Here is a 15,767-nt window from a genome sequence, read left to right on the forward strand (position 1 = left end):
CGACATCGCCGGTTGACCGCAAAGCCGTTTGCACCGATAAGACCTCAACCCGCATACAGTGCAAGACTGGCGTCCTGCCAGCTCAGGTCGCAGGCGGGGCGGCCGGCTTTGCTACGGATCTGCCCTGATGCAGCGACTGTCGACCTACGACGTTCCGGCACGCGACCGCCTGTCCTATCTGCACGACTTCGTCGCCCGCCACGTCGCCGGACTGCGCTTCAAGCCGGCCGACAGCGACACCTTCGCCTTCGATCTCGCGGCCTATTTTCTCGACGAGCGGACCACAGTGGGCACCGCCTGCTATTCGGCTGTGCTCGGCCAGCGCCCCAAGGACCTTCTGGCTGTCGACGGACGCCAGGACTATCTGATGACCATCCACACCGCCGACTATGAGGTGGCGATGGAGGGCAAGAGCCCGCTGGTCATCAAGGCCGGCGACATCACCCTGGTCAACGAAGGCGAGGCCATGGCCTTTGCCCTGCCGGCGACGCTGCTGAAGGTCGTGTCGCTCGACGAGGCGCGACTGGCAGCGATCGCGCCGCGCGTGAGGATGCATGCCCTGCACCACATTCCCGCCGAAGCGGCGGGCGCAAGCCTCCTGACGGGTTATGCCGACCTGCTGCGGGCGGCCTCGCCGGAGACCGACACGGGACGCCGGCTGGCCGGCAGCCACCTCTACGATCTCGCCGCCCTGGTGATCCAGGGCGCCGGCGCAGACGCTGCCGAACAGGTGCGGCCGAGCCTCGGCGCGGCACGGCTCGAACTGGTGAAGACCGACATCCTGCGCCATCTGGCCGACCCGGAGCTCGGCGTCGCCGACGTCGCCAGGCGCCACGGCGTCACGCCGCGCTACATCCAGCGCCTGTTCGGCCAGGAGGGACTGACCTTCTCCGAATTCCTTCGCGATGCCCGCCTCGACGCCGCCTACAACGCTCTCGGAAGCGCGGGATCACGAGCGGCAACGGTATCGGCCATCGCCTTCGACGCCGGTTTCGGCGACCTGTCCCATTTCAACCGCGTCTTCCGCCAGCGATTTGGCGCCACGCCACGCGACATCAGGGCCGCCACCCTGCGTCGCTGCCAGTAGAACTGCGCTGCTGCCGACAAAAAATCGACAGGGAGTTCGCTCCAGGCCGCATCTGTTCGTCCCAAGCCAAGACCGTCGGCCAGCCGCGTCGTAAACCGGCGCCACGGTTGACCGACGTTTTCGTTGGCGGGGGCTCTCGTCCAGGACTTGTTCGGATCGACCATAGCGGACCGCCGAGGGGGCAGCCTGGGCGGTCCGCTTTTTTCCGGCATGGCGCCGGTTCATCTCCATGACAATCGAGAGAGATGCATGAAACGGGCAATCCTATTGATCATGTGCGGCGCATTGGCCGCATGCAGCCAGACCGCGGGCACATCGGGCGGACCGGCAACGACGTCGGCGACCGCCAAGCCGGCCGCCAAGGCTCAGCCGAAGAAGGCCCAGACCGTGGCCCAGCGCTGCGAGGACGCGATGCGCAAGCAGAACAATGCGGCGATGCTGGGCACCGCATTGTCGGTGGTCGGCGGCTTCGGCGGATTTGGCGGACGCGGCGGCGCGGTCGCGGCGCAGGCGGTCTCCGTCGGCGGCTCGCTGGTGCAGGCCAAGGCGCAGGGCGACGCCGACAAGGCACTGGAAACGGAGTGCATGGGATGATGCCGGCAATTTCGCGCTGTCTGGCGGCGGGTCTGCTGGCGGCAAGCCTGGCGCTCGGCACCTTCGTTGCGCCGGCCAATGCGCTGACCGACGACGAGGCCGGCGAAGTGACCCGGCTGATGAACGAACTCTACCCGACGGGCGGCAGCTTCGCCTACGACGAAGAAGAGGCCGACGCCTGGTTCGATCAGGACCAGGAAAACGACCGCATCATCGAGAAGGCCGGTTTCGACCGCGACAGCTGGCGTCGGGCGCTTGGCGAGACGTTCTGCGGCTATCTCGCGCTGATGCCCGAGGACGCCTTCACCGGCCGCTTCAAGCAGATCAACGACAGGCTGAAGGCCGACACGACGCTGACCGCGGAACAGAAGCAGGAAATGCAGGCCATGGTCGACGAGCAGTGGGCCGAGATCACCAGGCTGCGCGAGGAAGGCAAGGCATTTGCCGACACGGTGCGGCCGCATGCCGACCTGCTGCATGTGGTGATGGGCGAGAACGTCAATCACTGAACGTGCAGCTGGCGGACGCCGCGTTCAGTGACAGGGGGCTGGGGCGACTGGAGCCTCAGCCCTCTTTCGTCTTGGCGGGTGCATTGCGCGCCGAGGCGATCACCTCCGCGAGCAGGCCGTGGAGCTGGTCGCGATAGCCCGACTGCGCCGAGGGATTGCCGTCGTCGGAGGTCATGGCGACGGTCAGCCCCAGCGACGGCACGATATAGAGCATCTGGCCGCCAAAGCCCCAGGCATAACGCACGTCCTCGCCGCCGATCCGGCGCAGGAACCAGCCATAGCCATAGCCGTCGCCAGAGAAGACCGAGTTGGTGCGCGGCACCCAGGACGCCTCGATCCATTCAGGCGAGACGATGCGCTCGCCCTCCGGCGTTGCGCCGCCATTGCGGTAAAGCTCGCCGAAGGCCAGCAGCGAACGGGTGCTCATCGCCATCTGGTTGCCGCCGAGATAGATGCCCTGCGGATCGCGATCCCAGCCACCGATGCGGAAATCCTTGACCGGCGCCAGCCAGTCGCGGGCAAGGTCGAGCGTCGAGCGCCCCGTCTTTCGGGTGAGGATCGCCGAAAGCAGGTGCGATGAGCCGGTCGAATAGAGCATGCCGCCGCCGGGGTCGTCGACGAAGGGCTGGGCCAGCACGAAGCGGACCCAGTTTCGGCTGGCGACCCAGCGGCCATAGTTCGGACCCGACGTGCGGTCGAGCCCTGATTGCATCGACAAGAGGTTTCCGACGGTGATCCGGTCGAGACGCGGGTCGCGCTCGGCGGGGAAGTCGCGGCCGAGGATCGGAGCGATCCGCTCGTCGACACCCGTCAGCACCTTGCGGTCGATGGCGATGCCGACCAGAAGCGAGATGACCGACTTCGACGCCGACTTGATGTTGGTGGACGTGTCGGGCGAGTTGCCGCGATAGCCGCGCTCGGCGAGCACCTTGCCGCCGCGTGCGACGATCACGGCCTTGAGGTTTTCCAGCCTGGCAGCGTCGTCAAGCAATGTCGCCAACGGCACGGGCGGCGCGGCATCCTGCTGCGCCAGCGCCTGCGATGCAAAGGGAGCCAATCCGGCCAGGACAAGGAACGCGCGGCGCTTCATGACGCCAGCCCTACCCCGGCACAGTCTCCAAGTCATTCGGATCGCAGCGGATTCACGCCGAATTGACCGCCGGCCGCCCACCGGGCGGCCGGCCAGGATTTGGCAAGCCTAGCGCCTGAGCACGGCGCTCAGGACGTCGCGCACGCCGATGGCGCCGACGAAGCGCGACTGGTCGTCGAACAGCGCCACGGGCGACGTCTGCGAGCGGTGCATGGCGAGCATGACCAGCTTGAGCGAGGTGCCGGGCTTGGCCCAAAACACCTGCGCCGCATCCTCCGGCACGCGCTCGATCTCGTCGACCGAAACCCAGACGGCCGGCTGGCCGTTGCGTTCGGCCGCAGTCACCAGCCCCTGGCCGTCGATCTTGAAGCGCGTGGTCTTGCGCCGGTCGAGCCAGAGCCAGCCATCCTCGCCTGCCGTCTCCAGGTCGCGGCGGTCGCGCATGACGTTCCATGCCGTCAGCACCGACAGCGGGTTCACATTGGCGATGAAGTCGCGGACATAGTCGTTGGCCGGCCGGAGCACGATGTCCTCGGGCGCGCCTGACTGGACGATGCGTCCGCCTTCCATGATGGTGATGGTGTTGCCGATCTTGAGCGCTTCCTCGAGATCGTGGCTGACGAAGATGATCGTCTTCTTCAGCGTCTTCTGCAGTTGCAGCAGCTCGTCCTGCAGCTTGGTGCGGATCAGCGGATCGAGCGCCGAGAACGGCTCGTCCATCAGAAGGATTGGCGCTTCGGTGGCGAAGGCACGGGCAAGGCCGACGCGCTGCTGCATGCCGCCCGAAAGCTCATGGGCGTATTTCTTCGCCCATGGCGTCAGGTTGACGAGGTCGAGCTGCTTGCCGACCTTCTGCTTGCGCTCGGCTTCCGGCATGCCCGCAAGTTCGAGGCCGAGGCCGACATTTTCCTCGACCGTGCGCCAGGGCAAAAGGCCGAACTGCTGGAACACCATGGCGACCTGATGCTGGCGCAGGCGGCGAAGGGTCGGCTCGTCGCACGAGACGACGTCCACCATCCTGTCGCCGTCCTTGACCATGACGGAGCCGCGCGAGACGATGTTGAGGCGGTTGACGGCGCGCAGCAGCGTCGACTTGCCCGAACCGGACAGGCCCATCAGGACGGAAATCTCGCCCTCGTTGACGGTGAGATTGGCGCCCGCGCAGCCCAGCACATTGCCGGTCTTTTCCAGGATCTCGGCGCGCGTTGCGCCCTTGTCGAGCATGGCGAGCGAGGCTGAACTGTCCGCACCGAAGACGATGTCGACATTCTTGAAATCAACGGCAACGTTCATTTCTTGCCTCCCACGCCGATGCGCGTCATGCGGTCGAGGACGATGGCGAGCACCACGATGGCAAGGCCCGCTTCAAGCCCGAGGTCGATCTTGCGCGAACCGAGCGCACGGTTGATTTCGGTGCCGAGGCCGCCGGCGCCGATGAGCGCGGCGAACACCACCATCGACAGCGACAGCATGATGCACTGGGTAAGGCCCGCCATGATGGTCGGCAGGGCCGCCGGCAGCTCGACCTTCCACAGGAGCTGGCGCTTCGTCGCACCGAAGGCCTGACCGGCCTCGATGATCGACGTCGGCACCGAGACGACGCCGAGATGAGTGAGCCGCACGGCGGTCGGGATGACAAAGATGATGGTGACGATCAGGCCAGGAGCATTGCCGAGGCCGAAGAGCGTGAGTACCGGGATGAGGTAGACGAAGGTCGGCAGCGTCTGCATCAGGTCGAGAACCGGCAGCATGAAGCGGTAGACCTTGGGCTTGTGCGCCGCCCAGATGCCGAGCGGCACGCCGATCGCCATCGAGGCTGCGGCAGCGGCGACGACCAGCACCAGCGTTTCGACCGTCTGCTTCCACAGGCCCTGGTTGATGATGAACAGAAGCCCGAGCGCCACGCCGACGGCAAGCGCCCTCGAGCGCTGCAGATACCAGGCAAGCAGTGCGATGGCCGCCACGACCAGCACCGGCGGCACGAACAGCAGCCCGTCGACCAGCCCGTTGAGGACGAAGTTGAGGCCGCCGGAGAAGCCCCGGAAGATGGCGTTGAAATTATCGGTGAGGAAGGTGAAGAACGCCTTGCCCCAGGCTCCGATCGGAATCTTGTAGGCGGCCAGCAAGCTTGATACCGGATCCATATGTCCCCTCTCTGTCGATTCCTCCGACACAGGCAGAGGCCGGCGCCGTTCCCTGGCGCACATGGCCCGAAAATCGGAAAGGATCTTCGGAAGACACGGTGCGCAGATTCAAATGCCTGTAGCGTCCTCGGTGCGTCCGTTCGGACGCAGCTCGCTCCAGGCCTGATATGAAAAAGGGCAGCTGTCTCGCGCCGCTGCCCTTTGTCCGGTCAGGCAGAATCCGATCCGCCCGGCGCGCCCTCGATGACGCGCCCGTTCATCGTCAGTTGGCGAGCGCCGCCTTGACCGCCGCAGCAGCATCGCCGCCGTCGAAGGTGGTGACGCCGGCGAGCCACGGGGTGGCGGCGTCGGCATGGGCCTTGAGCCAGTCCTTGGCGACGTCGTTGGCGTTGCCGCCCTTGAGGATGGCATCCATCATGACGCCTTCCATCTCAAGGTTGAACTTGAGGTTGGAGAGGAACTTGCCGACGTTAGGGCATTCCTGGACATAACCCTTGCGGACGTTGGTGCTGACGGTGGCTGCACCGAAGCCCGAGTCGCCCATGCCGTCGAGATAGGTGATCTTCATCTCACCCATAACAGGATGCGGCGTCCAGCCGAGGAAGGCGATCCACTCGTTGCTCTTCATCGACTGCTCGGCCTGGGTCAGCATGCCGGCTTCCGACGATTCGACCAGCTCGAAGCCTTCGAGATTGTCGGCCGGGTTCTTGATCATGTCGAGGATGATGCGGTTGCCGTCATTGCCGGCTTCGATGCCGTAGATCTTGCCGCCGAACTTGTCCTTGAACTTGCCGAGGTCGGTCAGCGTCTTGACGCCGGCATCCGCGACATAGGTCGGCACGACGATGCCGTAGCCGGCGCCGGTGAGGTTCTCGCCAATGGTCTCGACCGAGCCGTCGGCAGTATAGTCCTTGATGTCGTTGGTCATCGACGGCATCCAGTTGCCGAGGAAGACATCGAGGTCCTTGTTCTTGAGCGAAGCGTAGGTGACGGGCACCGACAGCTGGATGACCTGCGGCTCGTAGCCGAGCGCGGTGAGCAGAACCGAGGCAAGTCCCGTGGTTGCCTGGATATCGGTCCAGCCGACGTCGGAGAGGCGTACCGTCTTGCAGCTGGCCGGATCGGCAGCGAAGGCTGCGCTGGCAGTCAGAAACGTCGACACGCCGATGACCGCGGCGAGTGCTTTCATGCGCGACATATATATTTCTCCCATTTTATGACGGCAACGCGATACTGTTGTTGTTCGTCTTTGTCGCGAGCCAAACACCATTTTCCTTTGGATTCAAGTGACATGACGCAGCGACAGACGCCGCCGGCTTATCCATGAGCGACATGCGGCCAAGTTTTTGCGGTGGACGGAGGAACTTGTCCCCTCCCCGCAGCCGGCGGCTTCGGCTTAGAAGAACGCATGGCCAAGCTCTACTTCCACTACGCGACCATGAATGCCGGCAAGACGACCATGCTCCTGCAGGCGTCCTACAACTATCGCGAGCGCGGCATGAACACGATGCTGTTCGTCGCCGGCCACTACCGCAAGGGCGACAAAGGCTACATCTCCTCGCGCATCGGGCTTGAGGCGGGCGCCGAGATGTTCCGCGGCGGCGACGACCTGTTCGCCCGCATCGCCGAGCATCACAAGCACTCGACGGTGCATTGCGTGTTCGTCGACGAGGCGCAGTTCCTGGAAGAAGAGCAGGCCTGGCAGCTGGCGCGCGTTGCCGACAGGCTGGGCATCCCGGTCATGTGCTACGGCCTGCGCACCGATTTCCAGGGCAATCTGTTCTCGGGCTCGCGGGCGCTGCTGGCGATTGCCGACGACCTGCGCGAAGTGCGCACCATCTGCCGCTGCGGCCGCAAGGCGACGATGGTGGTCAGGCTCGGGCCCGACGGCAAGGTGGCCAAGCAAGGCGAGCAGGTAGCAATCGGCAAGGACGTCTATGTGTCGCTGTGCCGGCGTCATTGGGAAGAAGAGATGGGCCGCGCCCAGCCCGACGACTTCATCGGCTTTGCGTCCTGACGAAGTTCAGCTTTTCCTAAATCTTTTCCGCGAGGCGCGCGTGTCTTTCAATCGAAAGATGCGCCACATATATTCGCCCCCAATGCCCTTGTGACATGACCGGAGGACCTGATGGCCACGCTGCAGAATTTCGACGCCGAGATCGCCAAGACCAGACAGGTCGTGGAGGAGATGCGGGGCAAGATCGAGCAATCAGGCACGGTGCTCGACAAATTCGCCCAGACCGACGCCAAGATCGGCGCGCAGGACTTCGACATCGAGAATGCGCGCATCCAGGACGTGCTCAAGCAGCAGAAGGTGATGGAAGGCAACATCGCCGACCTCATCATCGGGCTCGAGGACGCCACCAACGTCTTCGGCACCGAATTCGAAAGCATGAAAAGCTTCACCGGCTGGGAAAGCCTCGTCGGCATCTTCTCGGATGCGCAAAAGCAACGCATGCGCACCGACCGCGTCCGCAACATGTCGCTGGCCGGCAACCTGCAGGAACTCCTGACCAAGTCCGATACCATCGTTGGCATCCTCAAGGCGCAGAAGCAGGTCCTAGACCAGCGCTACAAGACCTCGGAGGCGAGCCTGTCGCAGGTCATCGAACGCCGCAAGACGACGATGACCAATCTCGAGGCGACCCAGAAGCGCATCGAGGAGCTGAACCCGCTCTTGCTCGACATCGAGAACCGGATCGCCGCCTCGACCAGCCAGAAGGAACGCACCGAGCTCGAATCCGAGCGCTCGAAGCTCGCCACCGAATACAACGAGAAGCAGGCCAAGGAGCAGGAACTTCTGGCCGAAAGCCAGACGCTCGAGCGCTACACCTCGATGTTCCAGACCTTCGTCGATTCGCTCAACAACCAGATCGCCGCCCAGAACACGCTGATCAACAAGCTGACCATCGATACCGAGCAGCGCATCGTGCTCTACAAGGCGCTGGAGGACTCGCTGAAGACCGCGGCCCAGCAGGACGTGGCCCACAAGATCAACACGCTGGGCTCAAAGGTCGACAACACCGCCGAAGAGACGATGGCCGGCATCGGCGCCGCCGCCCAGAAGCACATCGGCGACCTGCTTGAGCTGCACGAGAAGAACATGGTGGCGACCGCCGACATCCAGCGCCGCAAGAAGCTGGCCGACGACGCGTTCGCCCGCCGCTTCGAGGACGTGCTGAAGAAGCACAACGCGGCTGATTACGTGCAGTCGTAAGCCGACCAGCATCCGCTATGTCGCGCCCTGTCGCGCCCCCCTCTGGCCTGCCGGCCATCTCCCCCTCTAGGGGGGAGATCAGGCACGTCGCCGGCGGCGCTTGTCCTGCATGTTTTCTTGTGTTGGGCATTGCAGCGTCAGTGGCTGGCTATGAGACCGATGAAAGCGTGATCTCCCCCATCGAGGGGGAGATGGCCTGCAGGGCAGAAGGGGGCAACATCGAGCGAATGCCCCGGAGACTTCATTCATGACCCCCACCGACGACCCGGCGGTCCGCTATTTCGAGGCCATCAAGGCGGCGCTGAGCGGGCTTGAAATCTTCATGCGCGACGACCGCTCGCCGCTCTACCGGCATGGCATCGTCGCCAAGGTCGCCGCCGAATACATCTCGCGGCTGGAGCGGTCCTTCGCCTGCTGGCGCAACCGGCTCGGCTTCATGGAGACGTTCAAGATCAGCCGCGCCGAGAGCGGCTTTCCGGTGTTCCAGAACGTGCTGGAACTGGAGAACGACCGCCGCACGGCGGCCCAGCGCCTCGCCAACATTCCCCCGCCGGGCGAGTTGCGCGAGGAGATGGCCGACTTCATCCTGCGCCACAAGGAGTTCCCCGAGGCGCTGCAGCGGTCGATGGCCGAGCGGCTCTATCTCGAAGACGTCAAGGACGGCGTCACCTTCTCGCCCTTCATCCTGTCGCAGACGGCCAAGGTGTCGGTCAACCCGCGGTCGATGCGGCCCTATTACCTCGTCCACTGGGGCAGCTTCGACGGCACGGCCAACCTGCCGCTGATCTACATGGCAACCGTCGAGGATTCGTCGGACGCGATGGTGAGCCAGCTCGTCGACAGAGAAAGCGGCAAGCTCAACGAGAAGATCGACATTCCCCTGCCCGTCGAGGGCCTGCTCAACCCCGACCTCGCCCATCGGTTCGACGACTTCACCGAGAAGAATTCGGCCTACACGCTGTCGCCGCTGACCATCGCCACCAATCTCGACAAGGATTTTGCCGAGCTCCACCCCAAGCAACTGCGCCGGCTGGTGCTCGGACCGTTCTATTCGGCCGGGATCACCGAGCACAATTCGGTCGTCGCCGAAGTGCTGTCCAAGGTGCGCAAGGCCGAAAACGCCTGGCTTCTGACCTGGACCATCCAGGAGGTTTACTCCAAGGCGGAGAAGCCGGGACGAAAGGGCCTGTGGTCGAGTGAACCCTCGAGCGAGGAATTCTTCATCAACACCGACGATCTCGAAGCTGCGCGCCAGGGCGTGTCGAGCTACGAAAAGCACGCGCTGATCCCGCACGAGGCTTACCAGGCGCTCTATGCCGCCGGCGAGACGCAGAAGATTTTCGAGGGCTACAAGGTGCACATCCTGTCGAAGGGACAGGTGATCTCGGATGTCTGAGGCGTCCTCAATACGAGACACGATCTCGCTTTGGTGGGCCAGTCAGGCACGTAGGAGAAAAGTTGCCTGGAAGTGGATTTCGATCGCCTTTGGCGTGCCCACGGCAATCTCGGTCCTCGCCAACTTCAACAGCAAGCTGGATTTCGGCCCGCTGCTCAGCCGCATCGTGCTGGGTTTCAACACGGTCTCGATGCACGCATGGGGTGCAGTGGGACAGTTGCTCGGGGTCTCGCTGGACAACATCCACGGTGCCCTGTCGTTCTGCCTGATCTGCGCCGGCGCCGCGATCGCAGCCAATTACGGCACGAAGACCGAAAGACGGCTCGCCTTCGACCGCTACACCATATGCGAACTGGTGTCCCAATCCACGCTGGTTACGGTTCTGAATGCGCCAGCCAGGATGTTTGATGCCGTCGCGATCTTTGTCAGCCTACTGCTCGGAACCGGCTATTTCATCTACAGCGACCGGGTGATCATATCGATCAGGTTCTATCTGCTGATCCTGGTCGCAACCGCAGTCGGATTGTACGCGTTTTCCTACCTGACCCCGGTGGACGCCGGCCAGGTTTCTGTCATGACCTTCATCCTCTTTTCGATACTCACGCTGAAATTCGTGGGCGTCAGGAGAATGGTCTTCACCAGGATCATGGCATTTGTTCTCGGTATCTTTGCGCTTGACCGTTTCGGGACGGTCGTGATGCCTGCAATCAACGATTGGCTCGACCGGATAGGAGCTTGAAATGGACACCGGCCTGACCACGATTTCCGAAGCCGACATCGAAAAGCACCGCTCAACCGCGCAGAGCTTCATCACCCGCATCGTGGTGCTGGAAGATTCTTCCGGCCAGTCGGGAACGGCCCTTGCCGGCACCAACAGGCGCTTTGTCTCGACGGTTTCGACCGGCTCGATCCGCAAGACGCGCGAGGTCGAGCTGCAGAAGACCGTCACGGCGATCCGCCCCGACGACCAACTGATGTCGATCCCCCAGCACACGCTTCTGTTCCGCGCCCGCCGCGGCATCGCGGTCGCACTTGCTGTCTCCGACGTGTTCTCACGCTCGACCGACCTCGAGGCGCTGCAGGCCAGGAATGCCCGCAGTCCGCTTGAGGGCGACGAAGCCGGCCATTTCAAGAAGCTGCTGTCGGCCTCGGCCTATGTCGCCGGTTTCACGCTTGCCTCCTACCTCGCCCAGCTGATCGACAGCGACGGCGAAGCGCCCAACGACGTGAGCGAACCCGACTTCCTGTTCGACACGCCGCAGGATGCGGTCAAGTCGATCGTCTCCGGCCTCGACCGGGCTCTTTCGGGCGCCAAGGACGACGCCGATCTCCTGACGCGCGGCCGCGCCTTTGCCCGCACGGCCATCGAGGGCCTGCTCCAGCGCAAGGGCCGCTTCGACGGGCTCGGCGCCTTCGAGAACGCCCATATCCGCATCGATGCCGACGACTTCACCCTCGACGGCTTCGACGTGGCGCCGGGCAAGAAGTCGAAGCCGCTGGTCATGACCTTCAAGAAGCCGCAGGAGGTCGTCGGCAACCACATCGCAAAATTCCAGTCGGTCCGGCTGGCCAAGATGCTGATGGCCTATGATTTCGACAGGGAAATGAACCCATTCGTCGAACTCGGCGGCTTCCTGTTCACCTTCATCGGCGACGGCGCCCCGGGCACCGGCAAGACCACGCTGATCCAGATGATCGCGGGCCTGGTCAACAATTACTGCCAGGTCGCCGGCTATGCCTTTGCCTATGAGAATTTCGGCGTCGACCAGATCTCGTCCTACCAGGGCAAGTCGGGCCAGAACTGCCGCCAGTTCATCAACAACGTGCTCAACCCGCGCGCCATCGGCTTCGGCACCATCGACGACATCGACCAGGTGGCGGCCAAGCGCTCGGACGACCGTGCGTCAGCCGGCCAACAGGAAATAACCGGCGTGCTCATGGACGCCTTCGCAGGAGCCGGAACCGTGGTGCGCGGCAACTGCTCCTTCGGCATGTTCTCCAACTATCCCGAGAATGTCGACGACGCCCTGCGCCAGCGCGCCGGCGCCCGCTGGCTGGTCGACGGGCCGCAGACCCGCGACGACTACATCGACATTTTTGTCCTGCTCGCCGGCAAGAACCATAAGATCCCGCTCGGCGAACACGAGCTTTATGCCGCGCAGGAGATCCAGCGCGCCGTGAGCGAAGCCTATGAGGAGCACGAAAAGCCTCAGGAAGACGGGCTGATGAAGGTCTACGACCGCTTCATGAAGGACAATGGCGAGCCCAGGACACTGGCCGACATCGGCACCTATCTGCACATGATCAAGGAAGCCGAGCCACGCTTCACCGGCCGCGCCATCAAGAACGTCACCGACGCGATCAAGATGCGTGCCATGGACATCGAGCTGCCGGACGACTGGTTCGAGAAACCCGAGACGTTCATGCACAAGGGCTACGACGAGAAGAAGGCGATGATCGAGGAGCTGCGTGGGCCGTTCTCGATGGAGATGGTGATGCAGGAGATCAACCGCTACGCCGACTCGGAGTTCCGCTACTCCGACAAGTCGGACGATGCCGCGGTGTCGAAGCTGCTCCGCGATGCGCGGCTGAGGGAACGCGCAGTGAAGGAGATGGAGGAACTGAAGGCGAAGGGGCTGTGGAATGCTTGAGGCGTCACTGACCGAACTAAGCGCTTCTCAGCTTATCGAGAACGCAATCTCTCTTTTGACCTCCATCTATTTGTTCGCTCTGGCGGCACGTGTTTGGAATAGAGAAGCAGCGGAAGACATTAAGCTTCTCCAAACGCTTCATCCTGGACACCCCGCCAACAGTGAAATGCAGCGGTTAAAGAGGCGAACAAAATCCATGATGATGGAGCTTTGGCCATATGTAATTGGCGCTTCTGTTTTATTGATTTTTGTCCACCTGATCTTGCCTCAAAGGCTGGACCGCATGCGCCCGCTGGAAGGAATGTTCTGACATGGACCTCCTCCGCGACAACGAGCTCATCTACGGTCGCCTCCTGCCGGTCGATGAACCGCATCTGGTCGATCGCTACAACAAGGCGCTGAAGGCGTTCGGGCTGGAACCGACGAAGCTCAAGAGTTTCGAGATCGATCGCACCGGATTCTCGCCCGAAATCGCCGAGGAGCTGGGCGACTACCAGTATCTGGATCCCAACGAGGTCAATCGCCGCTTCATCATCCTGACGCCGTCGCAGGTCGACCTGCCTGTCGTGCACACGGCGTTTTCCAACACCTCGCAGCTTTTGTTCGAATTCATGTCGAAGAACCAGCGCGCCATCGACGCGCTGACGATCAAGGACGTGATCTATGGCGAGATCGAGGATTCCGTCTCCAAGGTCGAGGACATCGAAGACCTTTTGTCGATCAACCAGGTCGAGTTCCGCGTGCTGTCTGCCGAGGACGTGCTGGGCAAGGCAGCCGAACTCGGCAAGCTGGTCGACCGGCTGAAGCAGGAGCCCGAGGCCTGGCGCGACGACGAGATGCTCAACCGCATGGTCGAGCTCGCCAAGGTCTGCGGCGACATCCGCGAAAACGCGCTGGTGCCCGACCAGGTGATCTTCCGCCACAACGCCTTCTGGACCAGCCATTTCGGCGGGCTCTACGTCTTTGTCGATCCTGATATCACCACCGTCATCTCAGACCCTTCGGCGCCGGGCTTCCGCCGCTCGCGGCCGTGGCAGGTGAGCTATCTGTCGATCCGCGACGCCGACAAGGTGTTCAAGTTCCTCGCCTCGACCGGCAGGCTTGACCTGCCGCGCGCCTCCTGGATCGAGAGCTCGGGCTATCTCGAACATCGTGCCGAGATGGCGGTGCGGGCGCTGATCCGCGCCGCAGAGCCAAATCGCGACCTGAACAAGGTCGACAAGGTCTGGCTGCAGACCTGGATTCACAGTCATGCCGACGCGATCAACAGCGACGGCGTCTTCCCGTTCCTCAACGGCGCCAAGCGCGAGATTGCCCAACTCGGGCAGCTGAGGCTGGAAGAGGTGTTTCCGCAACACCGCTTCCTGGTGGTGCGCGCCAAGACCGACCACCCGGACGCGTGGCTGACCAACCGGCTGATCTCCGAATTCGTGCCCTCGGACTTCGTCTCGCGTTATGTCTTCAACAAGCAAGGCTTCTACAAGGACTATGAAGGTCTCAACGAAGTCTGGCGATCCAACGTTGTCGACACGCTGAAAAACTCATATCTGAAAGACAAAGCGGCATTCCGCGCGCAGCTCTACGGCTTGACCGACTGAGGGGACCTTCACAATGCTCGATCCGATCGTGAATTTCTTCACCCGGATATTCCAGTGGATCGGACGCGGCATCGGCTTCGTCATTGGCCTGATCCTGTGGCCGTTCATGTGGGTGGGCCGCTGGTACGGCCAGCGCGGGCTGATCCTCAAGGCCGTGCTTGGCCTCGCCATCGTCTGCTTCGTCGGCCTCTATGCCTATTTCTTCTATGTCACCCAGTTCTGGCGGGATTTCGATCCCGACTACCCGACCCGGGTCGCAGCATCCTCGACCACGGCCCAGGCCAAGAACGCACTGGCCGGCGACCCGATCGTTGCGGCAACGGCGCCTGCCACCGACACGCAGGCACCGGCCGCCGCCGCAACCGGCCAGACCGCCCCTGCCCCGCAGGTCTGCAAGCGCTCGGAGATCGCAGCGGTTGCTGCCGATCTCATCGACTTCAATGTCAACCGCAATGCGTGGATCTCGTCCATGCTGGTGTCGAAGCTCGGCTTCTTCGGCGTGCCATGGCGCAACACGCCATTCTTCGACAACAAGGCGGCGTTCCAGCTCGGCATCAACCAGGTGCTGCGCCGCACGACGACCGAACTGGTCGACACGCTCGGCCGCGCCCGCGGCACTTCGCGCATCGACCAGAACCTGCAGGACGCGCGCACGGCAATGGCCTGGGACGAAGACGCCTGGTACATCGGCATGCGCGGCCCGACGCGCCCGACGCCGAGCGTCTATCGCGACGGCATCGCCAAGCTGCGCGCCTTCAACGCCACCCTCGAGAAGTGCCAGGCGACCTTCGACGCCCGCGCCGACAACCTGCTGCAGTTCCTCGACCGCATCGCTGGTGACATGGGTTCGACTTCCGACATCCTGCGCAGCCAGATCGAGGCGTCTGATGCCGGCTGGTTCGATCCGCGCGCCGACGACCGCTTCTGGTTCGCCTACGGCCAGCTATATGCCTATTACGGCATCCTGAGCGCGACACGCGAAGACTTCTCCTCTGTTATCCGCGAGCGCAACCTCGCAACCCTGTGGGACACGATGCAGACGCAGATGCGCGACGCGCTCAACATGCAGCCCTGGATCATCTCGAACGGCAACGAATCGAGCTTCCTGTTCCCCTCGCACCTCGCGACCATGGGCTTCAACCTTCTGCGCGCCCGCTCGCAGATCGTCGAAATCCGCAGCGTGCTCGACCGCTAAGGCGGTCGGGTTCATGCCCAGCCCTTGGGGAGTGCGCAGCGCCTGCCCGTTGCCGCTCCCGATGGGGCCGCACCAGCCGTGACGAAACCTGTCGCAATCCGTGCATTGGGCGGCTGTTTTGAGACGGCGGCGAGCGGCGCTGTCGCGCTTCTATGCACGCGAGAAGGTGAACCACCCTCATTTGCGACATGAACTCCGGAGGAGCGGCAATGGCCGAATTCAAGACCGATATCCAGATTGCGCGTGGCGCGAAGAAGAAGCCGATCCAGGAGATCGGTGCGAAGAT

General features: G+C 63.3%; 15 protein-coding genes. 11 read left to right on the forward strand and 4 right to left on the reverse strand.

What is annotated here, in order from left to right:
* The first annotated feature begins 127 nt into the window (after window positions 1–127).
* The 3 genes from NDO48_RS06755 (at window position 128) to NDO48_RS06765 (ending at window position 2,190) form a co-directional block, all read left to right on the forward strand.
* Complete coding sequence (locus tag NDO48_RS06755; protein ID WP_267321178.1) at window positions 128–1,087, forward strand: helix-turn-helix transcriptional regulator; 960 nt, start codon at window positions 128–130, stop codon at window positions 1,085–1,087.
* 249 nt (window positions 1,088–1,336) lie between these two features.
* A complete protein-coding gene (locus NDO48_RS06760; RefSeq protein ID WP_267321179.1) occupies window positions 1,337–1,681 on the forward strand; it encodes a hypothetical protein in 345 nt (114 codons plus the stop codon).
* Window positions 1,678–2,190, forward strand: a complete 513-nt coding sequence (locus tag NDO48_RS06765; protein ID WP_267321180.1) for a hypothetical protein — start codon at window positions 1,678–1,680, stop codon at window positions 2,188–2,190. Before NDO48_RS06760 ends, NDO48_RS06765 begins: the two co-directional genes overlap by 4 nt.
* Before the next feature lie 55 nt (window positions 2,191–2,245).
* Here the strand turns inward: NDO48_RS06765 and NDO48_RS06770 are convergent, their stop codons facing one another.
* The 4 genes from NDO48_RS06770 to choX form a co-directional block, all read right to left on the reverse strand.
* Window positions 2,246–3,280, reverse strand: a complete 1,035-nt coding sequence (locus NDO48_RS06770; protein ID WP_267321181.1) for a serine hydrolase domain-containing protein — start codon at window positions 3,278–3,280, stop codon at window positions 2,246–2,248.
* Between the two features lie 108 nt (window positions 3,281–3,388).
* Complete coding sequence (choV, locus tag NDO48_RS06775) at window positions 3,389–4,573, reverse strand: choline ABC transporter ATP-binding protein (protein WP_018429067.1); 1,185 nt, start codon at window positions 4,571–4,573, stop codon at window positions 3,389–3,391.
* Window positions 4,570–5,424, reverse strand: coding sequence for a choline ABC transporter permease subunit (gene choW / locus NDO48_RS06780; RefSeq protein ID WP_026227413.1), 855 nt, complete (start codon window positions 5,422–5,424; stop codon window positions 4,570–4,572). Before choW ends, choV begins: the two co-directional genes overlap by 4 nt.
* 262 nt (window positions 5,425–5,686) lie before the next feature.
* The gene (gene choX / locus NDO48_RS06785) at window positions 5,687–6,622 is read right to left on the reverse strand and encodes a choline ABC transporter substrate-binding protein (protein WP_018429069.1); all 936 of its coding nucleotides are present in this window, start codon (window positions 6,620–6,622) and stop codon (window positions 5,687–5,689) included.
* A gap of 210 nt (window positions 6,623–6,832) precedes the next feature.
* Between choX and NDO48_RS06790 the strand changes: the two genes are divergently transcribed.
* The 8 genes from NDO48_RS06790 to NDO48_RS06825 all read left to right on the forward strand — a co-directional run bounded on the left by NDO48_RS06790 (window position 6,833) and on the right by NDO48_RS06825 (window position 15,481).
* Window positions 6,833–7,441, forward strand: coding sequence for a thymidine kinase (locus NDO48_RS06790; protein ID WP_018429070.1), 609 nt, complete (start codon window positions 6,833–6,835; stop codon window positions 7,439–7,441).
* 111 nt (window positions 7,442–7,552) lie between these two features.
* A complete protein-coding gene (locus NDO48_RS06795) occupies window positions 7,553–8,641 on the forward strand; it encodes a hypothetical protein (protein WP_018429071.1) in 1,089 nt (362 codons plus the stop codon).
* 247 nt (window positions 8,642–8,888) lie between these two features.
* Window positions 8,889–10,037: a hypothetical protein gene (locus tag NDO48_RS06800; protein WP_018429072.1), complete on the forward strand. Its 1,149-nt coding sequence runs from the start codon at window positions 8,889–8,891 to the stop codon at window positions 10,035–10,037.
* Complete coding sequence (locus NDO48_RS06805) at window positions 10,030–10,776, forward strand: hypothetical protein (RefSeq protein WP_267321182.1); 747 nt, start codon at window positions 10,030–10,032, stop codon at window positions 10,774–10,776. The genes NDO48_RS06800 and NDO48_RS06805 overlap by 8 nt, the downstream gene beginning before the upstream one ends.
* A 1-nt stretch (window position 10,777) precedes the next feature.
* Window positions 10,778–12,688, forward strand: a complete 1,911-nt coding sequence (locus NDO48_RS06810; protein WP_267321183.1) for an AAA family ATPase — start codon at window positions 10,778–10,780, stop codon at window positions 12,686–12,688.
* Window positions 12,681–12,998 (forward strand): hypothetical protein, encoded by a 318-nt coding sequence (locus tag NDO48_RS06815; protein ID WP_267321184.1) that lies wholly within the window; start codon window positions 12,681–12,683, stop codon window positions 12,996–12,998. The genes NDO48_RS06810 and NDO48_RS06815 overlap by 8 nt, the downstream gene beginning before the upstream one ends.
* A 1-nt stretch (window position 12,999) precedes the next feature.
* Complete coding sequence (locus NDO48_RS06820; protein ID WP_267321185.1) at window positions 13,000–14,286, forward strand: DUF6638 family protein; 1,287 nt, start codon at window positions 13,000–13,002, stop codon at window positions 14,284–14,286.
* 13 nt (window positions 14,287–14,299) lie between these two features.
* Window positions 14,300–15,481 carry a DUF2333 family protein gene (locus NDO48_RS06825; RefSeq protein WP_267321186.1) on the forward strand — a complete coding sequence of 394 codons (1,182 nt, stop codon included), beginning with the start codon at window positions 14,300–14,302 and terminating at the stop codon, window positions 15,479–15,481.
* Window positions 15,482–15,767: the final 286 nt, after the last annotated feature.

The sequence above is a fragment of the Aminobacter sp. MET-1 genome, assembly GCF_026521175.1.
GTDB lineage: Bacteria > Pseudomonadota > Alphaproteobacteria > Rhizobiales > Rhizobiaceae > Aminobacter.